Annotated in this window: 21 protein-coding genes; 8 read left to right on the forward strand and 13 right to left on the reverse strand. The window is 62.7% G+C overall.

Annotated elements, in window-relative coordinates; translation table 11 throughout:
• Nucleotides 1-218: 218 nt before the first annotated feature.
• The gene (locus IVB05_RS30850; protein ID WP_247779800.1) at nt 219-359 is read right to left on the reverse strand and encodes a hypothetical protein; all 141 of its coding nucleotides are present in this window, start codon (nt 357-359) and stop codon (nt 219-221) included.
• Between the two features lie 646 nt (nt 360-1,005).
• On the opposite strand from IVB05_RS30850, the gene IVB05_RS30855 reads away from it, so the two are divergent.
• Both IVB05_RS30855 and IVB05_RS30860 read left to right on the forward strand, forming a co-directional pair.
• A complete protein-coding gene (locus IVB05_RS30855) occupies nt 1,006-1,431 on the forward strand; it encodes a ClpXP protease specificity-enhancing factor SspB (RefSeq protein ID WP_247779801.1) in 426 nt (141 codons plus the stop codon).
• A gap of 73 nt (nt 1,432-1,504) precedes the next feature.
• Complete coding sequence (locus IVB05_RS30860; protein ID WP_247779802.1) at nt 1,505-2,245, forward strand: carbonic anhydrase; 741 nt, start codon at nt 1,505-1,507, stop codon at nt 2,243-2,245.
• Nucleotides 2,246-2,257: 12 nt separating this feature from the next.
• On the opposite strand, the gene IVB05_RS30865 is transcribed toward IVB05_RS30860, so the two are convergent.
• From IVB05_RS30865 to IVB05_RS30880, 4 genes are all read right to left on the reverse strand, one after another.
• Nucleotides 2,258-3,070: a hypothetical protein gene (locus IVB05_RS30865; RefSeq protein WP_247779803.1), complete on the reverse strand. Its 813-nt coding sequence runs from the start codon at nt 3,068-3,070 to the stop codon at nt 2,258-2,260.
• Between the two features lie 147 nt (nt 3,071-3,217).
• A complete protein-coding gene (locus IVB05_RS30870) occupies nt 3,218-4,003 on the reverse strand; it encodes a fumarylacetoacetate hydrolase family protein (protein ID WP_247779804.1) in 786 nt (261 codons plus the stop codon).
• 66 nt (nt 4,004-4,069) lie between these two features.
• The gene (gene dksA / locus IVB05_RS30875; protein WP_092509290.1) at nt 4,070-4,435 is read right to left on the reverse strand and encodes an RNA polymerase-binding protein DksA; all 366 of its coding nucleotides are present in this window, start codon (nt 4,433-4,435) and stop codon (nt 4,070-4,072) included.
• Between the two features lie 200 nt (nt 4,436-4,635).
• Nucleotides 4,636-5,247 carry an NAD(P)-dependent oxidoreductase gene (locus IVB05_RS30880; protein WP_247779805.1) on the reverse strand — a complete coding sequence of 204 codons (612 nt, stop codon included), beginning with the start codon at nt 5,245-5,247 and terminating at the stop codon, nt 4,636-4,638.
• A 114-nt stretch (nt 5,248-5,361) separates the two neighbouring features.
• Between IVB05_RS30880 and IVB05_RS30885 the strand changes: the two genes are divergently transcribed.
• Nucleotides 5,362-5,751, forward strand: coding sequence for a helix-turn-helix domain-containing protein (locus IVB05_RS30885; protein WP_247779806.1), 390 nt, complete (start codon nt 5,362-5,364; stop codon nt 5,749-5,751).
• 3 nt (nt 5,752-5,754) lie between these two features.
• Here the strand turns inward: IVB05_RS30885 and IVB05_RS30890 are convergent, their stop codons facing one another.
• Entirely contained in the window at nt 5,755-6,168 is a 414-nt protein-coding gene (locus tag IVB05_RS30890) for a flagellar assembly protein FliX (RefSeq protein ID WP_247779807.1), read from the reverse strand.
• A gap of 266 nt (nt 6,169-6,434) precedes the next feature.
• On the opposite strand from IVB05_RS30890, the gene IVB05_RS30895 reads away from it, so the two are divergent.
• From IVB05_RS30895 to IVB05_RS30910, 4 genes are all read left to right on the forward strand, one after another.
• The gene (locus tag IVB05_RS30895; protein ID WP_247779808.1) at nt 6,435-7,559 is read left to right on the forward strand and encodes a flagellar basal body P-ring protein FlgI; all 1,125 of its coding nucleotides are present in this window, start codon (nt 6,435-6,437) and stop codon (nt 7,557-7,559) included.
• Entirely contained in the window at nt 7,559-7,915 is a 357-nt protein-coding gene (gene flgJ, locus IVB05_RS30900; RefSeq protein WP_247779809.1) for a flagellar assembly peptidoglycan hydrolase FlgJ, read from the forward strand. The genes IVB05_RS30895 and flgJ overlap by 1 nt, the downstream gene beginning before the upstream one ends.
• Nucleotides 7,916-7,933: 18 nt before the next feature.
• A complete protein-coding gene (locus tag IVB05_RS30905) occupies nt 7,934-8,437 on the forward strand; it encodes a hypothetical protein (RefSeq protein WP_247779810.1) in 504 nt (167 codons plus the stop codon).
• A gap of 143 nt (nt 8,438-8,580) precedes the next feature.
• The gene (locus IVB05_RS30910; protein ID WP_247779811.1) at nt 8,581-8,970 is read left to right on the forward strand and encodes a hypothetical protein; all 390 of its coding nucleotides are present in this window, start codon (nt 8,581-8,583) and stop codon (nt 8,968-8,970) included.
• Between the two features lie 18 nt (nt 8,971-8,988).
• On the opposite strand, the gene IVB05_RS30915 is transcribed toward IVB05_RS30910, so the two are convergent.
• The 3 genes from IVB05_RS30915 to IVB05_RS30925 all read right to left on the reverse strand — a co-directional run bounded on the left by IVB05_RS30915 (nt 8,989) and on the right by IVB05_RS30925 (nt 12,311).
• On the reverse strand, nt 8,989-9,354 hold the full coding sequence (locus tag IVB05_RS30915; RefSeq protein WP_247779812.1) for a hypothetical protein: 366 nt from the start codon (nt 9,352-9,354) through the stop codon (nt 8,989-8,991).
• Between the two features lie 18 nt (nt 9,355-9,372).
• On the reverse strand, nt 9,373-9,738 hold the full coding sequence (gene flaF / locus IVB05_RS30920) for a flagellar biosynthesis regulator FlaF (RefSeq protein WP_247779813.1): 366 nt from the start codon (nt 9,736-9,738) through the stop codon (nt 9,373-9,375).
• A 314-nt stretch (nt 9,739-10,052) separates the two neighbouring features.
• Nucleotides 10,053-12,311 carry a DUF1522 domain-containing protein gene (locus tag IVB05_RS30925; RefSeq protein ID WP_247779814.1) on the reverse strand — a complete coding sequence of 753 codons (2,259 nt, stop codon included), beginning with the start codon at nt 12,309-12,311 and terminating at the stop codon, nt 10,053-10,055.
• 313 nt (nt 12,312-12,624) lie between these two features.
• Between IVB05_RS30925 and flbT the strand changes: the two genes are divergently transcribed.
• Nucleotides 12,625-13,053 (forward strand): flagellar biosynthesis repressor FlbT, encoded by a 429-nt coding sequence (gene flbT, locus IVB05_RS30930; RefSeq protein WP_247779815.1) that lies wholly within the window; start codon nt 12,625-12,627, stop codon nt 13,051-13,053.
• A 72-nt stretch (nt 13,054-13,125) separates the two neighbouring features.
• Here the strand turns inward: flbT and IVB05_RS30935 are convergent, their stop codons facing one another.
• From IVB05_RS30935 to msrB, 4 genes are all read right to left on the reverse strand, one after another.
• Nucleotides 13,126-15,003: a flagellar protein gene (locus IVB05_RS30935; protein WP_247779816.1), complete on the reverse strand. Its 1,878-nt coding sequence runs from the start codon at nt 15,001-15,003 to the stop codon at nt 13,126-13,128.
• Between the two features lie 7 nt (nt 15,004-15,010).
• Nucleotides 15,011-16,891: a flagellar hook-associated protein FlgK gene (flgK, locus tag IVB05_RS30940; RefSeq protein ID WP_247779817.1), complete on the reverse strand. Its 1,881-nt coding sequence runs from the start codon at nt 16,889-16,891 to the stop codon at nt 15,011-15,013.
• Nucleotides 16,892-16,938: 47 nt separating this feature from the next.
• Nucleotides 16,939-18,744 carry a flagellar hook-basal body complex protein gene (locus IVB05_RS30945; RefSeq protein WP_247779818.1) on the reverse strand — a complete coding sequence of 602 codons (1,806 nt, stop codon included), beginning with the start codon at nt 18,742-18,744 and terminating at the stop codon, nt 16,939-16,941.
• Nucleotides 18,745-18,931: 187 nt separating this feature from the next.
• Nucleotides 18,932-19,432: a peptide-methionine (R)-S-oxide reductase MsrB gene (msrB, locus tag IVB05_RS30950; RefSeq protein ID WP_247779819.1), complete on the reverse strand. Its 501-nt coding sequence runs from the start codon at nt 19,430-19,432 to the stop codon at nt 18,932-18,934.
• Nucleotides 19,433-19,446 lie beyond the last annotated feature (14 nt).

Genomic DNA, 19,446 nt, shown 5'->3' on the forward strand with positions numbered 1-19,446 from the left:
GGATGAGGAGCACGCAGCGCGCTAGTCTCACGAGACGCAGCCACCGTCGCCGCGAGAGAAGCGGAACGAACTTCGCATCTCCCCACCAAGGTCGCGAAAAGGGCAGGCTCCAGCGCCTCTTGGGGGGAAAGATTGCGCCGAAGCCTGAAAGGTTACCGCGTGTCTAGCGACACACGATTGCATAATTTTCCCGGTCGAGAATCGTTCCTTCCCGGACGTCACTTCTTCGAGGCCGGCCCGCCCGCCTGCGAACTGCCGCCCGCGGCATTGCCCTGCGCGAGCGCAGCCGTGCTGGCGAGCGCTGGGGCTGCTGCGCGCGAAATGGATCTGATCTCCTGGTCGTCTTCCGTCTGGTACACGCCTGCTAACTCATTGCAGCCGCCTGCATACGTTCCTGCATCCTTCGGAAGGCGGGTGCGCCACCAATGCACGCAAGCGTGCCGCGCCCAGTCCGCACAACAAAGCCTGATGCAAATCGTCACGGACGATGCGGGTGGCGCGGCAGCGTCGTGTGTGCAAGTTTGTCGCAGGGCGGTATTCCCTGAGTGCGCAACAGCGCGCAAACGGACGCCGCTCAAACGCCTCCGCCAGGACTTCGGCCGGCAACACATGCCCGCCCGATACGATGGTTAACGAAGCTGCGGGGCAGAACGATCGCAAGGCCAACCTTCTTCGAGCCCGACCAGGTTTTCGATTAACCATTAATGTCCCGGCGGCGGTGGCAAGACGAACGCGTCGTCAGCGAGAGCACGACTTAAGCCGTTAAAACCGGTGCGCAGGGAGCGTCGGGGTGATCCCGAGTGCCGGTGGTGACAGCATGTACCTGCTACCAATGGACACGGGCTGCGGGTGGCCCGGCAGCCCGGCATTCCCTGCGCCCTCTTTCCTTTTTGAGGGAACCGGTTAGCATGACCCTGGGTGAAGCGAGCCGCGGCAACGCAAACACGCAGCCAGTTGTCGTTCGTCCTCGCAGGCAGGCGATCGGGTATTCCAGAGACAGCAGTGATGGACACGACAGGTCGCGGCGTACTGGATGCCCCGCAAGTGCGGGGTATGACCATCTTTTATGCGGCAATGCTTCTCCTCCTCGCGATCCTCATCCCCGCCTCGCCCGCGTTCGCCGAGCCGTGCAGCAAGCCGGCAGCGCGCTCCAAAATCGCCGAGACTCTCAAGCTCGCCTCGGAGCAGCGGCCGGTCAATGTCACGTTCCGCACCCACGCCGACGGCGTGAAGCTGTCGATCGGCCTCAAGTCGAAATATCCCGACGATATGACCATCATCCTGCAGAATGACTTCGAGCAGTTGAACATTAAGGACGACCGCTTCGAGGTCTTGCTGCGACTCATGGGGAATCGGGAACGACTTACCGTGCCCTTCAATGCCATCAAATCATTTTGGGACAAGTCCGAGTTGAAGTGCTCGGACAGTTGAACCTTCGCTATTGTCTTGCAATGAGATAAAGTGGCGACCGCTTCCCCCATGTCCTGCCTGGGAGAAAAGCCACATGTGCCACCTTTGCGATGCCCGAGAAGCCGTTACTGCACAAGCTACATCACGTCGCCGCTTTCTCGGCCTGACGGGCGGTATCGCCGCCGGGCTCGCTTTTTCGTCCGCCGCGTGGGCCAAGGATACAAAACCGCCGCCCAAGCCGCAAAACGTGGTCTCGCCGGATGAGGCACTCGACCGGCTGATGAAGGGCAACGCCCGTTATGTCGAAGGCTTCTCACGCCGGCACGATTTCAAGCACGAGCGCGAGGCGCTGGCGGGCGGGCAAAATCCCTACGCCGCCATCTTGAGCTGCGCGGATTCCCGTATTGCTCCCGAATACGCGTTCGACAGCGGTCGCGGCGATCTGTTCGTCTGCCGCGTCGCCGGCAATTTCGCCAATGACGACTCCGTAGCGAGCCTGGAATATTCGGTCGCCGTCCTCAAGACCCCGCTGTTCGTGGTGCTCGGCCACGAAGGCTGCGGCGCGGTGGATGCGACGATCAAGTCGCTGAAGGACAACACTACCCTGCCCGGCCACCTGCCATCGCTGGTCGCGGCGCTGGCACCAGCGGTGAAGGCCGTTGCAGATCAGCCGGGCGACAAGCTCGTGAACGCCACTCGGCGAAACGTCAGTGATAACGTCGCCAAGCTCAAGGCCGCGGCGCCGATTCTCAGTGAGGCGGTCGGGCAAGGCAGGTTGAAAATAGTTGGCGGCATCTATCGGCTCGGTGACGGCAGGGTCGAATTGCTGTCGTAGCCGGACGACCGTTCACTCCGGCGTCGCGCGCCGGATCAGGGCGCAGAGCCCCGTCATGCGCGCGATCGGATGTTCGACGAACAGGCGGCAGGAAGCGAGCGCGCCCTTCAGCGTATCAGGTGGCGTGGCAGGTTTCAGTTGTGACGCGAGAACGGCGCCATGAGCATACCCAAGCGCGCGAGTCGAAAGCGTCAGCGCGTTTAGCCGCCCTTCCCGCTGCAGCGGCGCCAGCATGGTTCGCACCAGCGCCAGATAGGCCGGCCAGTAAGCGAGATGCCGGTACATGCTCGCGATCAGTTGCGGCTCGGTGTCTTCGCCGAACGCGTTCAATTCCTCAACCAGCGCTGCCACTTCGGGATCGAGCGCATCCATCGGGGGCAACTCCGGAATTCTGGCGCCGGACGGTTTTGGCGCGGTATCGGCGGCCGTCACGGTATCGGCCGGGCGCGGCTCGTAATGCGCCAGCAGCGCCGAGAGCACGACGAGTGCGAGCGCGTTGGTGTATTGATAGCTGTCGAGCACGTCACGGATGAGCGCGCGTTCGGTCTCGTCCACGCCGGCGGCAGCTAAGGTGTCGGTGGAAAAGCCGGGCCAGTCCGGCAGCGCGATCGTTTGCCTGACGGCTTCGGCATGCAATGGGGCGTCGCCGAGATAGAGCGGACGGACGGTGGACCATGTCCATTCCAGCGCGCCCGGCATGGTCGCGAGGTTGCGCCAGATCAGGTTGACCACGCTGGTGCCGAGAACCTTTCGAATGTCCGCATAGATGTCGGCGATGTCCCCCTTGGCGTCGGTTTCGAGGACCGACGGAACGCTCTCAGCCATCACACCCACTCGTCCCGCAGGGAGGGCAAAGGCGCGCTTCGCGCCGTGCCCACCATCTATCAAATGCATTGTCCGGAATGGCGGGCACGCTTTCGCCTTCGCTCGTTGAGCTACGGCGGATAAGTCGCCTTGCCCACCTTACGAGATCTACGTGAACTTCGCTTCCACCGTCCCCAACCCATCCAGCTCCATCTTCACCCTGTCGCCCGCATTGAGCCACACGGTTTTCATGAGACTGCCCGTCAGCACGATCTGCCCGGCATGCAGTCCCTTGCCCTCTTCGGCGAGATGATTGGCGAGCCAGGCCAGCGCGTTGTGGGGATGGCCGAGCACGTCGGCGCCGGTGCCATTGCCGGCTTCCGTGCCGTTGACGATGGCGCGGCCCTTGACCGTGAGCAGGTCCGGCGCCTTGGTACGCGCCACCGCCTTGCCGAGCACGCAGCCGGCGGCGAAGAAATCATCGGCAACAAGCGTCGGCGCGCCCATCGTCTCCCATTTGACGTAACGGTCGTCGACGATCTCGATCGCGGGGTGATAGGCCTCGATCGCCTCCATCATCCACTCCGCGGTGAACGGGGCCTCCGACGGCGCAAGATTGCGGGCGAGCCGCACCGCGATCTCGCATTCGACGCCGACACGGACATAGTCGCCGTAGCGCAGCTTGGCGCCGCTATCGTGAACGCCCTTGGCGAACACGCCGCCGGCGCAGGGATGGGGGATGTCGAGATATTCCTGCATCACCGCGCTGGTGCAGCCGATCTTGTAACCGACCAGGCTGCCTGTCTGCGGCAGCAGCAGGTCGTGGACGGCGCGTTGAATGCGATAGCCTGCCTCCTCATCGCTGGGCACGAGCTCAGCGGGAAGCGAGGCCAGCGGCGCGCGGTTGCGGCGGGCAGTAGCGATGGTCTGTGCGGCCGCAAGAATGTTGTCCATCAGCGGCGGCTTTCTCGTTTGCAACCTGCAGCGCTGACCGCACGCGGTCAGACATCAGGCATTGCCCTACTCGTCACGATAAACCTTCTCGCGCTTCTCGTGACGTTCCTGCGCTTCCACCGACAGCGTTGCAATGGGGCGGGCCTCCAGCCGCTTGAGCGAGATCGGCTCGCCGGTCTCCTCGCAATAGCCGTAGGTGTTGTCCTCGATGCGTTGCAGCGCGGCGTCGATCTTGGAGATCAATTTGCGCTGGCGGTCGCGGGCGCGCAGTTCGATGGCGCGATCGGTTTCGGAAGAGGCGCGATCAGCCAGATCCGGATGATTGACGTTCTCTTCCTGGAGGGTCTGCAGGGTAATTTTTGATTCCCTCAGGATCTCGTCCTTCCACGCCAGCAGCTTGGCGCGAAAATAATCGCGCTGGCGGTCGTTCATGAAAGGCTCTTTTTCGGAGGGTCGATAATTCTTCAACTTTTCCAAGGCCAGCCCATCTTCACGTGCAAGGCGGGGCGGAAAATTGTCCGTCCGCGCCGGCCTTATATAGCGGCGGCTTGTGACAGACAATATCGTCCGTCCCCGTGGGAGTACCGCCCCAAGGCCTTGCACAGGCAAAACTATCGGGGCGGCCCGCTGCCTTAATATCCGACCGTGAAACGCCGGCGGATATGGGCCGGGCGCTCGATCTCGTCGGCGAGTGCAACTGCGAAGTCCTCGAAGGAAATCGAGCTTTTGCCGTCGGTAGCGGACAAAAGCTGGTCGGTCCCGAGACGGAACTTGCCGGTTCGCTCGCCGGCCACAAACAGGGCCGAGGGCGACAGGAAGGTCCAGTTGAGTTCCTTCTCGGCCCGGAGCAGGTCGAGGAAGGCGGCGCCCTTCTCGGCTTCCGCCTTGTATACCACGGGAAAGCCCGGGGTGGTCACCAGCCGGACGCCCGGAGCCACTTCGAGGCTGCCGGCGCCGCCGACGACCAAGTAGCGGCCGACCTTCGATTCCTTGGCGGCGCCGATCAGTTTGGCCGGATCGCTGGCAAGAAAATGAACCGAGCTGATCGCGGCGTCGTGGCCGGCCAAAAGCCGGGCAAGCCCGGCCTGGTCCATCACGTCGCCCCTGGTCGGCGTGACGTTGGCCGCGCTTGCAATCTTGTCGGGATTGCGGGCGATGGCGGTCACGCTGTGGCCGCGGCGGGCGAGTTCGGCGGTGATGCGCGAACCGGCATTGCCGGACGCGCCGATGACGGCGATTTTCATGGAAGTCTCCCTTGCGATACGCGAATGTGGTATCCAGTAGTGACTAGATAGCGAAAGGGATGTAAGTGTGAAGGGAGCACTTTTGGGTCACCTGATTACGCCGGAGTAACCGCCGTGAAAGCCGCCAATTCGAAAACCCCGAACGCCTATTCGGCCGATTGCCCGACGCGCCAGATTCTCGATCGCGTCGGCGACAAATGGGCGGTGTTAATCCTGCTTCTCGTGCGCGACGAGCCGATGCGTTTCAATGCGTTACGCCGCACCATTGAAGGCATCTCGCAGAAGATGCTGAGCCAGGTTCTCAAATCGCTCGAACGCGACGGACTGATCCGGCGACGCGCGATCGCGACTGTGCCTGTCACGGTGGAGTATTCGATCACCCCGCTCGGCACGACGCTCGCCGGCGCGGTCGATCCGTTGCGGGAATGGGCGGAGGAGAACCTGAAGGAGGTGTTGAACGCGCAGCGCCGTTACGACGCGGCGCGCAAGGATATCGCGGCGTAAATCTTAGAACTGCCCGGCCTTTGCCAGTTCGACTTCAACCCGCAGCTCGATCTCGGACAATACCGCGTCGAGGCCGGGATCGCCGGAGGAGGATTTCAGATTGGCCGCGGCATCGCGCAGCCGGTTCACGGTGGAAGAATCGAGATTGCCGGAGAGCAGCCCGATCTTGAGTTCGTCGAGCACGTCGAGCGCGCCCCTGCCCCGCGCCACCGAACGCTTGCGGCGCTCGGTCGGATCCTCGACGCCCTGCAGCGCGAGCAGCGCATCGATGTTGCCGGCGGCCTTGGGTGCTGCGGCTGAGCGCAACTCTTCGGGAGCAGCCGTCGTCTCCGGCAGCGAGAAGCCGGTCGAACTGGTTCGCCGCGTGTGGGTCGCGGGCGATCCAAGCGTGGTGCCGTTCGGTCCGTAGATGCGCATCGTGGTGATCTCACCGTGAGAGTCGGGAGACCTTCGCCTTCTTATGGTTAATGATGCGTAAATGGCCCGGCAAAATCTGCCGACGTGCGGCAGTTTCGCCCTCCATGGTGAAGTCGCGGCAGCACCATGCCTCCAGCGAACATCCAGAAATATCAAGGCATTGGTCGAGAAACGCGACATGGCACGGCGTTCGCATAGTTAATGGCGGACCGCCGTCATGGGAGTGGCGTCAGCGGTCCGGTTGAAGACCTTGAGGGGAGCACAGGATGCCCGGCATCCGTTCGGCAAGACTGATTTGGGTGGCCTGCGCGGCGCTGCTGGCGCTGGCGCTATCGCCCACATCCGCGGGCGCGACCTCGCGGATCAAGGATCTCGCCAACATCGAAGGCGTGCGGCAGAACCAGTTGATCGGCTACGGCCTCGTGGTCGGCCTCAACGGCACCGGCGACACGCTGAACAACATCCCCTTCACCAAGCAATCGCTGCAGGCGATGCTTGAGCGCATGGGCGTCAACATCCGCGGCGCCACCATCCGCACCGGCAACGTCGCCGCCGTCATGGTCACCGGCAACCTGCCGGCGTTCGGCACCCAGGGCACGCGGATGGACGTCACGGTGTCCGCGCTCGGCGACGCCAAGAACCTGCAGGGCGGCACCCTGCTCGTCACCCCCCTGCTCGGCGCCGACGGCAACGTCTATGCGGTCGCCCAGGGCTCGCTTGCGATCTCCGGCTTCCAGGCCGAAGGCGAGGCCGCCAAGATCACCCGCGGCGTGCCGACCGTCGGCCGCATCGCCAACGGCGCCATCATCGAGCGCGAGATCGAGTTCGCGCTCAATCGCCTGCCCAATGTCCGGCTGGCGCTGCGCAACGCCGACTTCACCACCGCCAAACGCATCGCGGCGGCGGTCAACGATTTCCTCGGCGTCAAGACCGCCGAGCCGATCGATCCCTCCACGGTACAGCTGGCGATCCCCGCCGAATTCAAGGGCAACGTCGTCGCCTTCCTGACCGAGATCGAGCAATTGCAGGTCGAGCCGGACCTCGCCGCCAAGATCGTCATCGACGAACGCTCCGGCATCATCGTGATGGGCCGCGACGTCCGCGTCGCCACCGTCGCGGTGGCGCAAGGCAATCTCACCGTGACGATTTCCGAAAGCCCGCAAGTCAGCCAGCCCAACCCGCTGTCGCGCGGCCGCACCGTGGTGACGCCGCGGACGGGGGTCAGCGTCAGCGAAGACGGCAAGAAATTCGCGGTCGTCAAGGACGGCGTCTCGCTGCAGCAGCTCGTCGACGGCCTCAACGGCCTCGGCATCGGCCCGCGCGACCTGATCGGCATCCTGCAGGCGATCAAGGCCGCCGGCGCGATCCAGGCCGACATCGAGGTGATGTGATGGACACGAGCCTTATCAATGGCATCAGCGCATATTCGAAGAAAAAGACTTCGCTGATCAACGGCCGCAACGATCCGCAACTCGCCGACGCGCTGAAAAAGATTTCGCCTGAGGCGCAGAAAAAGACGCGCGCCAAGGCCCAGGAGTTCGAGGCGATGTTCCTCAACTCGATGTTTTCGCAGATGACCACCGGCGTCAAAGGCGACGGGCCGTTTGGCGACACGACCGGCACCGGCGTCTGGCGCTCGATGCTGACGGACGAATATTCGAAATCCTTTGCCAAATCCGGAGGCATCGGCATTTCCAACGACGTCTTCCGCACCTTGATCCTGCAGCAAGCCAACCGCGCCGGCTGATCCAAAAGGAAACCCGACATGAATCAGCGTCCTCAGGCCAGCCCCGCACTCTCACCGGCATCCGCACCAGCAAGAGCGATCTCCACGCCGGCGGAAGCGCGCAAGCTCGCGGAAGATCTGATGGACGTAATGAGCGGCCTGCTCGGCATCATCGAACGCGAAACCGAACTGGTTCGCGCCGGCAATGTGCGCGAGGCGATGCGTCTGGAAGATCAGAAGGGCGAGCTGTCGCGCCGCTACATGGTCGCGGTCGAGAATTTGAAGAATGCCCAAAAATATCTGGCGCAGGTATCGCCGGAATTGCTGACCACGCTGCGCCGCCACCACGACACCTTCCGCGCGATGCTGCAGATCAACCTCACCGTCCTTGCGACCGCGCACGCGGTGTCCGAAGGCATCGTGCGCGGCGTCAACGCCGAGATCCAGCGCAAGAACATTCCGAACACCTATACGGCTTCGGGGCAACGCGCCGTGCCGGGACCGCGCAACATCACCCCGCTCTCGGTCAGCCGTTCGCTATAATAACTGGCTACAATTTTCACTAAATTTTTGCGTCCGCGTCAGCGCCGAATTGAGCGTATTCCCTAACACCGCGTTGAGAGGTGCCGGGCTATATTGAGTCGACGAGGGGTTGGGATTTGACTCGCGCAAGCCTGGAGGCTGCCATGAGTACAGATTTCAACATCAAACCGGTGGGGGCACCGGTTGCTGCGCCGATCGTTCAGCACGTGAGCGAGGCGGCACAACATGCGGTCGCGACCGAACTGCCGGCGAGCCAGAGCGTCGCGGCGGTTGATTCAAGCGCGCGCGCCAGCACCGATTCCGCCGCGGTCCGCGTCTCCATTTCGAGTGCTTCGGTGTCGAACCAATCGAACCAGGTGGTGATCGATCGCGACGCCCGCGCCGTCGTCTATCAGGTCATCGATACCAGGACGAGCCAGGTGGTGAAGCAGTTTCCCGAGGAAGCCGTGCTGCGCCGGCGCGCTTATTTCCACACGCTTGACCTGACCAAGGACGCCCCCACGCGGCTTCGCGCCACCGACCGCAAGGCTTAGAACGCATAACGGCTGACGTCAGCTTGAGCGTGTTGCGTAGGCCTGGTCGAGATAGGTCTGGCCGCTCGACGGATCGGTGACGACGTTCTTGATCTCCGCTTTCCCAAGGGCGGATAGCGTGAACTTGGTGTCGCCGATCCGGAACGAAAGGTCCTTGATCAGAACTTCCTGGAACTTGTTGGTGCCGCCGCTCTGGTACTGCACCTTGCCGCGAAAACCGGTAACGTTCGAAATCGTGAACTTGAACGTCTTGTTGTCGGCATATTTCCCGGTCCAGGTGCCTTCATAGAGCTTGGGATCGACCGCCACGTAGGGAGTCTTCGACGGAACGGTCAATCCCACCGTCTTGTAGTTGGCCGATATGATGCTCCAGAGGTCAGCCATCTCGGCACACTCGGTCGGTTAGCCGCGACCGGCAAGGCCGGCGGCGAGATTGCAATTGATGTCGATCAGCGATTTCAGCTTGGCCGGATCCGGATTCAATTGCATGTCGACGGTCTGCTTCATCACGAAGACGCCGATGTTCGCAATGTTCTGCCGCACATCCATCGGCTGAGGATTCTCGTTCGCCTCGACGGCGCTCATGAAGATCGACCAGAGCCTGCGGTTGAAGAGCAACGCGTTGTGCATGGCTGAGTCAGGACCATTCCAGTTGGACTGGACTTCCTGGAGTTGCCGTGCGGCCTTCAGCAGTGCCTGCGCTTCGATTTCACGGGGAGACGTCGTCGTTTGAGATGTACGCGCGTAGGCCTGGGCTGCATTAGACATTCACGAACCTCGATGGGAGCGGTTTTGCAAGACCGCGGGACTTCGGAAAAACTGCCTAACTTTCATACAGGTTGCGCCTTTAAATATGGTTAGCAAGCGTTACCAAGTGTGTCGGTAGTCCGGCAAAAATCCATATTTGTTGCAGCATGCCGGCCATCGGTTCTGATGGAATTAAGATCGAAGCCCAAATTCTCCGCTTCGATACTTTTCTTCATGCCGGCGCTTTTCTTTCTCGAGCCGGAAAGAATTCGCACCCAAAAAGAACGACGGCGGGGTTTCCCCCGCCGCCTTGATCGTTGACGTCGCCGTCCCGCTTAGCGCAGGAGCTGCAGCACGCTCTGCTGGCTCTGGTTGGCCAGCGCCAGCGCGGACACCGCGATCGACTGGCGGGTCGACAGCGCCTGGCTGTTCGCCGCTTCCTCGTTGGTGTCGGCCAGCGTCAGGTTCGACGAGCCGGTCTGCAGCACGTTGATCAGGTTCTTCGAGAAGTCCTGACGGATCTGCACGATCGACAGGTTCGAACCCAAAGCAGACGCCTGCGTGCGCAGCAAGGTCGAGGCAGAGGCTAGGTTACCAATAACCTTGTTGGTGGCGGAGTTGTCGATGAAGTCCGTGCCCTGAACGAGGTTCGCCAGGCCGAGACCGGCCGCGTTGAAGTTGACGCCGGTGATGTTCAAGGTCGACTTGCCGGTTTCGTTGAACGTCAGCTTGAGCTGATCGCCGCCCAGCAGGTTGATGCCGTTGAACGACGCGTCCTGCGCGGTGGTCGTGATCTGCGACAGGATACCGTTGAACTGGGTCACCAGGTTGCTGCGAACAGCCTGCGCCGATATGTCGACCACCGGAGCCGTCGCGGTCGTGAAGCTGATCGCGCTGGTCAGCGTACCGCCGATCGCACCGCCTGCCACTGCCGAACCGAGGGTCGACGATGCATAGTCGTTGGTGGTGGAGATCGTGAGCTTGCCGGCCGAGTCAATCGTTGCGTTGAGGTTGTTGGCCAGCAGCGAAGCATTGAGCTGGTCGAGCGTCTTGACCGTGCCATTGGAGCCGTCGCCGAAGGTGACGTTGACCGCCGTACCGCCGTTGAAGGAGGTGAAGGTCAAGGTCTTGCCCGACAGGCTGCCAGCCGCCGCGGAGCGGCCCGCGGTGAAGTTCGTGCCGGTTCCGGTGTTGCCGGTGAGGCCCAGCGCCGAGAGCGCATTGCCGGTGCCGATGATCGACAGGTCGGCAGTCGTGCCGGTCGAGATCTGCAGCGCGCCCGCCACGATGGACGATGCGACCTGGCCGGCGGCGACGGCTACCGCTGCCGAACCGCTTGCGTTCGTTGCGGTCTGGACGCCGGTCGCAAGATCGATCGCCTTCAGCGTATCGGCGATCGTACCGCCCTGCAGGTAGACGGTCGAATTGCCGTTGCCGTCGGTGACGAGGTTACCGCTGACGCCAGAACCGGTCGGAACGTTCGCAGGCAGCGGAGGAGCGGCGTTCTTGAACGTGATGGTCTTGCCGTTGACGTTCAGGGTGGAGCCATCCTGAACCAGGGTGCCAAGCGACGCGGTCGTGATCGTGCGCTGCCGGGTGACCGTGGCGTCGCCGGCGCCGACCGACGCGGTCAGACCGAGAGCATTCAGGAGGTCGGCCCTGCCGGTGATGCTGAGATCCGCACCGGTACCGGTCGTGAGCGTGAGAACGCCGGCCGCGATGGCCGCGTCGGCGCCCGACGAGCTGGAGAGCGTCGCAGCACCTGCGCTGTTGACGGTCTTCTTGACACCGCTGGCGAGGTCGATGGCGTTCGCCAGATCCTGCACCGTCGCCGTCGGGGTGCCCGTGGTGCCGATGTAGACGGTGGAGTTGCCGTTGCCGTCGGTGACGATATTGCCGCTGCGGCCGGATCCGGCGGGAACATCCACTGCCGCCGGGACCGAGCCTGACTTGAAGGTGATGGTCTTGCCGTTGACGGTCAGGGTCTCGCCGTCGGAAGGGGCGCCGTTAGCCGCAATCGTCGTGGCGCTGGGCGCACCGGCCAGGGTCAGGGTCAGGGCAAGGCTGTTGGCGGCGCCGGCACCGTTGGCGGCGCCGGTGCCAACCAGCGAAGCGGAAGTGCCGCCGAGCGTCGTACCCACAACGGCTGCGGAAGTGCCGCCGGCCGCGCCGGAGAACAGCACGTTGGAGGACGCCGTCGCGCTGGTGTAGCTCGTGGTGCCGCGCAGGTCGTTTGCGGTGGCGCCGGTGATGGTGGCGGAGACGTTCGACTTGGTGGAGTAGCCGACCGCGCTCTGCAGCGCCTGGTTGGCGATCGACTTCGCGGTATCGACCAGCTTCTGCAGCGAGGTGATGCCGGTATTGGCGGCCTGCAGCACCTGCACGCCGTTGCCGATACCGTCCAGCAGATTGTTGATGTCACCGGCGCGCGCATCGAGCGACTGCGCGGTGAAGAAGTTGGTGGGGTTATCGAGGGCCGTGTTGACCTTCTTGCCGGTGGCAAGGCGGTTCTGCGTGGTCGCGAGCAGGTCGGCGGTCGACTGCAGCGAGAGGAGGTTCTGGCGAACCGAAGCCGAAAGAACAATACCGGACATCTTTCATACCTTTCTGGTGTGAAATTAAAACGAGCCACTATCCCGACCTCTCGATCAGGCGACGGCTCACTCTGAAACCAAGTCTCTAAGAAAAAATGAATTTGATCGGACAAGTCGCTCGCAAAGGCGCTGAATTTGAAACTAATTCGCCGCGTCCGAATCCACTCCGTATTCCTACGGGTCGTCAGCGAAAAAGCCCCGCCAGACGGGCACTAATCGCATCTTCACCATTGGTTAACCATCATCAGGAAGGATGCCGAATCTGCCGGCGGGCGATCGACAACGCGCGAAAAGCGTCAAACGGAGAACAGGCATGGCCTTGAAAGTCGAGCTCAAACCGCACGAGCGAATCATCATCGGCGCCTGCGTGGTCACCAACACGGACCAGCGCGCCAGGCTGCTGATCGACGGCGACAGGATTCCGATCCTGCGCGAGAAAGATATCCTCACACCCGAGACCGCCGACACGCCGGCCAAGCTGGTCTATCTCGCGGTGCAGCTCATGTACCTGTCACCGGATCCGATGGCGCACCACCCGACCTATTTCAGCCTCGTGCGCGACATCCTGACCGCGATGCCGAGTGCGTGGCCCTTCATCGAAGGGATCAACAACTACATTCTGAACGGCGATCTCTATCACGCGCTGAAGGAATCCAAGAAGCTGATCGGGCATGAGGAACAGATTCTCGAAAGTGCCCGAAAGCTCCAGGCGTCCAATGAGCCCGACCGCAAATCCGCATAGCCATCGCATCGCTTCAAAAGCGAAAGGCCTCCGCAAGGAGGCCTTTTTGCTTTCGAAGCGGACAAGCTTTCGTCACATCGGCAGGAACTTGGTCAGCGTGGTCTGGTAGAGCATCGACGTGGTTTGATAGGAGGCCTGCAGACTGGTCTGCAGCGCGAGGATCTTGGTCGCGACCTCGTCCGGGTTGATGCCCTCGATCTGGTCGAGCATGGTCTGCGCCATTCCCTTGAGCTGGGTCTGGCGGTCGGTCGAGGCCTTGATGGCGTTCTGCGCGCCGGCAAACTCCGCCTGCATGTCCTGAATCGATTGCTGGCCGGCCTGCGGCGCCAGGTTTGCCGAAATCCGCTGCTGCAGCGCGTTCACCTGCGCCTTCGAGTTCGGATTGGCGGCGTTGGTCGTGACCGCGGAATACACCGCGATGTTCTGCAACTGATAGCGCAACGCCTGCTCGTTGGCGCGCGCGCCATACTGCACCGTGATCGACTGGTCGATACGTGCGATCGCGGTGCCGCGCGGCGAATCGGTACCGACTTCGCCCGTGTACCACGAGACGGTGTTAGCGGATGTGCCGCCGATCAGATTGGTGGCCGTGGCAAATGGCGGACCGTTGACACGCAACGGCGCCGGATTTGCACTCGCTGTGGCGCTGAAGCCCAGCGCCGCGAACGCGGCCGCGTTCGAACTGGAGACCGTCAGGCTCGCGCCGTCCCCACCGTGCAGCGCGATCACGCCGCCGGCGACGGTCGACGGCGTCCCGGTGCCGGTGATCGAATCGATCTTTGCCAGCAAGGTCTGCACGCTGTCGGTGATGTTGAGCTGGTTGCCGGTCGCACCGGATGCGACGAAGGTGATCGGCGTGCCGTTGACCGTAATCGTATCGCCCGCCGCAAAGCTCGCGGCCAGCGAGTCCGTTCCCGCAGCGCCCGAGAGCAGCGTAGCACCGGTGATCGGCCCCGGCACCGTGGCCTGATTGTTGACCGCAGTCCCCGTGACGGTAGCGGACGGATTGAAGAAATTGTCTGATGCCGCGATCGCGGACGCGGCCACCAGCGACGTGTCGCCCAGCGTCTGGATCGAAGACGTCAACGCGGCCTGCAGGTTCGCGGTGGTCGCAACGGTATCGACGCCGATCAGGAACGAGCCTGTCGGCGGCGGGTTCGTGGTCGTCGCGGTCAGCGCGATCGACTCGGTGGTGCCGTCGGGCAGGTTGAAGTTGAACGTGATCTTGTCGCCATTGTTCGGATTGACGGCGCCGAGATCGACGGTGACGGCCGGCGGCGCGCCGGTCGGCTGTGTCACGGTCGCTCCGGTCAACGATGAACTGACCGCGCCGAGCTTCAACCCGAACGATGAACCGTCTTCGGCCAGGCTTGTCACGGTGGTCGTCAACGGCGGCGACGAGACCGTCAGATGCGCCATGTTGCTGACGCCCTGATCGGCCTGACGGCGTTCGTTGATCAATTGCTTCAACCCGGCCTGCGTTTCCACGCCGTCGAGCATGACGTCGGCCGGCACCGTCGCTGATGTGTCGGTGGTGCGTCCGGAAAACAGATAGCGGTCGCCGGTCTGGCTGTTGAGTAGCGATACCGCGTTTGAGAACGCCGCCTGCGCCGTGATCTGGCCCGAGGTTTGACCGTTGTTGTTGAGCACGATGGTCGACGTACTGGCCGCGCTCTTCACGGAAGTGCCGATGTCGGCCAAGCCCTGCAGCGCAAGGTTGACGACGTTGAGCCTGACATTGACGTTCTTCGCGGTGTCCGCATAGGAATCGAGGCCGCTGACCTGGGCGCGCAAGCTGAGCGCAAAGCCGCGATTGGCGCCCTGCCCCGCATAAGTCGTCGAGACCCGACCGCTGGCGAGCTGCTGCGTCAGATCATCGAGCTGCTTGCGGATATTGAGGATCGAGGTCCCGATATAGGATGTTCTGCCGCTAACGCCATCGATCGACATGAAACCCTCACATGGCCTGGATCAGCGTGTCGTACATCTGCTTGATGGACGACATGACGCGCGCATTGGCGGAATAGGCGTTCTGCAGCGCGAGCAGATGCGCCATCTCGTCGTCGATATTGACGCCCGAGGCATCCGTCACCTTCTTCTGCAGGGTGTTCAGCACCACGGACTGGCCGTCGGCGAGTTGCTTGGCGGCGGTCGCGGCTTCGCCCTGCTGGCTGATGAACTGCTTGGCGAAGTTGACCAGCGTCCCGGTGAACGGAGCACCGGTGGTCCCGATGCCGGTCTGCGGCGAATAGCGATAATTCCCCGACTGCAGCTGCGTGAGAATGAAGTCGGAACGCGTGGTGTCGCCCGAAGGCGTCAACGGGCTGGTGGAGAACACGATGGTGCGCGAGGGGTCGCCAAGCAGCCCGAGATTGACGCTGATGCGGCCGGCAAGGCCGGTCTGCTGCGAACCACTGGCGGTGATCGCACCGGAAAAGAGGCCGCCATTATCCGTGAACAGCGGAAGCTGTGGGTTGCCGCTGGTGAGCGAAGACATGGTCGTGGTGACCGACGCCGCCAGCACGTCCGAACGGTTTGGCGCGCCGTCATCCAGAACGCGCAGCGTAGAGCCGGAAGGATTCGAAAACTGCAGATCGGCCGACCCGAGCGCGGCGTTGAGCTGGGAAGCCACCGACGCCATACCGCCGGAAAAATTGATGCCGAGCACTTCATCGTTGGGATCGAGGGTCGTGGTATTACTCAGCGGCAGAACGCTCGGATCGTCGACGCGCACGATCGACAGATTGTGCGTAACGCCGGTGGTGTTGTCCTTGTAGCTGACGTGGATGACGTTGCCGGATTGCAGGCCCGTCAGATCGAGATCATAGCCGGCCTGCGGCAGCACGGACGCCGGAGCAGCGGTGCCGGCCGTCGTCTTGTCCGACAGCGCGCTCGCCATCGACGCCGCGAACTGGTCGATCTGCGCCTGCGCCTTCACCAGCGTGTTGTCGCGCAGCTCGAGATAGGCAGCGATCTTGCCCGAACGGATCGAGTTGGTCGACACCAGATCGTAGCTGCCGCCGTGCGGGAAATTGATCGCGATGGTGCCGACGTTGTTTTTCGTCGGATCGGAGTTGTAAAGCGTGTTGGGCGTCATCGTGCCCTGAGGATTGAAGCTCAGCTGAGCTGCCTCGGTACCGACAAGCTGCACGCCCGAATTCGTGAACACCGTCACCTGGTTGAGGTCGTTGACGACGGTTCTGATGTCCATCAGGCTCGACAGTTGAGTAATGTACTGGTCGCGCTGATCCAGAAGCGATGCCGTCGCCGCGTCGGTCTTGCCGTTGTTCTGGAGCTGGTTGTTAATGAACGCGATCTGGGCCATCGCGTTGTTCGCCGTGGTGATGGAATCGTTGATGCCCATTTCGGCGTTGGCGCGAAGGCTCTGAATCCCCTGCGTCGCCGCATTGAGCGTCTGCGCCATGGTCTGCGCGGCGGCAACCGCGCTGATTCGCGCCGACTGCGAGTCCGGGCTGGTCGACAGGCCCTGAAAAGCGGTCAACAGCTTGTTGAACGAATCCTCGATGGTGCCGGTTTCAGCCGGATTTCCGTAGACGTTCTGCAGATTGGCAAGGAAAGTCGAGCGGATGTCGGCATAGGCCGCGCCGGAGGTTTCCGTCCGCAGTTGTGTCTGCAAATACTGGTCGAGCTGCCGGTCGACGCCGTGGAGCAGAACGCTCGAGCCGTAGTCGCCGGTCACGCCGGCGGACTGGATGATCGACTTCCTGACGTAACCAGGCGTTTCCGCGTTGGCGACGTTCGATCCGACCAGCGAGATCGCGGCTTGCGTCGCGCGCAGGCCGGACATTGCGGTGGAGAGAGCTTGACTCAAACCCATGACTAATTGCCCATCTCAAATCGCATCGCGAACGGCTCGTCGCGCAATCAGCGCAGCACGTTCAGGAGATCCTGCACCATCGTGTTGGAAGTCGTGATCACCTTGGTATTGGCCGAGTAAGCCTGCTGCGTGACGATCAGCTTGGTGAACTCGTCGGCGATATCGGTGTTGGATCCTTCCAGCGACGAACCGACGATGGTTCCGGCGTTGCCGAACAGCGCCTGTCCGGATCCGTCGGTGACCTCGAACGCGCCGCCATTGACGCGCTTGAGGAAGTTGGTGCCGTTGAAGGTTGCGACCGAAATTTCGGCGAGGTCGAGGTTGCGGCCATTGGAATAGTTGCCGACGATGCGGCCGTTGGTGCCTACGCCGACCGACTGCAACTGGCCGGCCGGGAAACCGTCCTGCTGGATCTGGTTGACCTGGACGTTGCCGTTGGCATCGGCGAACTGGGTGACGCCGCCGGTGCCGAAGTTGATGACGGGGCTGCCCAGCGAAACGCCGTTGACGACCGCATTGGCGAGCGTGATGTTCGGTACCGCCGGCGTCATCTGGCCGGAGGCCGAGAAGGTGAAGTTGGTGTTGACGTTCTGCCACGCGACCTGGGTGCCGGTTGCGTTGGGATTGACCTGATAGAACAGGTTCCAGGTATCGGTATGGCCGGCGCCGAGCGTAGCGCTGTCGGTCTTGGCCCAGCGGAACTGCAGGTTCACCGGCGCGCCCGAGACATCGTAGGTCGTGACCGCACCACCCGCTATCGACTCGCCGAGGAACGTCGAATTGTCGTTACCGATGACCTGGCCGGTGCCGACGCCGCCGCCGCCGCCGCGCGTCGCCGTCACGGTGCCGGTGAAGCCCAGCGCAGAGAAGGCCGCGGTGTTCGAACTCGTGACCGAGAGATTGAAGGCCGTGCCGGAATGTAGCGTGATCGAGCCGCCCGAGATCGTGGACGGCACTCCGGTGGTGGTGATCGAGTCGATCTTGGCGAGCAGGTCATCGATGTCATCGGTGATGTTGAGCTGGTTGCCGACCGCGCCTGCTGCCACGAAGGTGACGACGGTGCCGTTCACCGTGATGGTGTCGCCCACGGCATAGTTGGCAGAAATCGAGTTGCTGGGCGCCGTGCCCGACAGTGTGGTCGAACCGGTGTTGGCAACCGATGGCGTCGCCTTGTTGTTCTGCGTGGTGCCACTCCTGGAGGAGTCGGTATAGGGCGCCGCAGGCGTGCCGAGCGCCAGCGGATTACGTCCGGCACTGTATGATCCGGGCACGATCAATTCCGATCCGGGAACGGAAACGTCATGCTTGGTTGTCAGCGGATAGCTGGCGAGGTTGGCGCGATAGTCGATCCTGGTGGTTTGCTGCGCCGGCAAAAAGTCGTTCTGGAATCGGAGAACCTGCGGCGAACTGCCGGAAGGGTTGCCGGTGGTCGGGTCGATCGGCACGCCTTGCAGATAATAGCCGGCGCCGTTGACGAGATAGCCGCTCTTGTCGAGCTGGAAGTCGCCGCGGCGGGTATAGCGGTCGACGCCGTCGAACACCGGCGTGCCGTCGGTGAAGTTGCCGGGCTTTTGCACCGCGAAAAAGCCATTGCCGTTGATCGCCATGAAGGTCGCAACCGAGGCCGTCTGCACGTCGCCCTGCACCGAGTTGGTGGAGCGGGATTGCGTGGTGACGCCGCCCGCGAGTTGCGCGGTCGCAGAGGTCTGCGGAATCAGATCGAGGAAAGAGGTGTCGACGCGCTTGAACGCCGTGGTCTGCGAGTTGGCGATATTGCCCGAGACATTTTCCAGCGCGTAGGAGTTGGCGCGAAGGCCGCCGACCGCGGTGGTGAGAGCGCCGAAGATACCCATGACATGTTCTCCAAATTCGATCCGGGCGGCTCGCCGTTCCAGGAAAACCGAGGCCGCGTCGGGAGAACATGTCGCAAGCGTTGTGCCAAACTATAAAATATATAAAAATCAAAGACTTAAGAAAAAAGCCCCGGTCCGAAGACCGGGGCACATTTGCCGGGCGGGCAACAATTGCCGGGCGCAAGCCCTAAGAAGCCGACGGCCCTGCCGGGTGAAACACCAGCCCAAACCCGTCGATGCAATAGCGCAGGCCGGTCGGCTTCGGTCCGTCGTCGAAGACGTGACCCATATGTCCGCCGCAGCGGCGGCAGTGGACTTCCGTGCGCGTCATCCCGAACGTCGTGTCCTTGGTTTCGCCAAGGGCATTGTCGAGCGGCTTCCAGAAACTCGGCCAGCCGGTGCCGCTCTCATATTTGGTGTCCGAGGAGAACAGCGGCAGATCGCAACCGGCGCAGGCGAAGATACCCTTGCGCTTTTCTTTCAGGAGCGGACTCGAACCCGGTCGCTCGGTGCCGTGCTTGCGCAGGATTTCATACTGCTGCGGCGTGAGCTGTGCGCGCCATTCGGCGTCGGTCTTTTCCACCTCGAATTTCTCGGCGGCTTGCGCCGGCGTGGTGCGCAGCCAGCGGAAAGCGGCCAGGCCAAACAGGCCGGCCAGGGATGCGAGCAGGATACGGCGGTCGATCATGGAAATCTCCGTGC

This window comes from Bradyrhizobium sp. 170 (assembly GCF_023101085.1).
Taxonomy (GTDB): domain Bacteria; phylum Pseudomonadota; class Alphaproteobacteria; order Rhizobiales; family Xanthobacteraceae; genus Bradyrhizobium.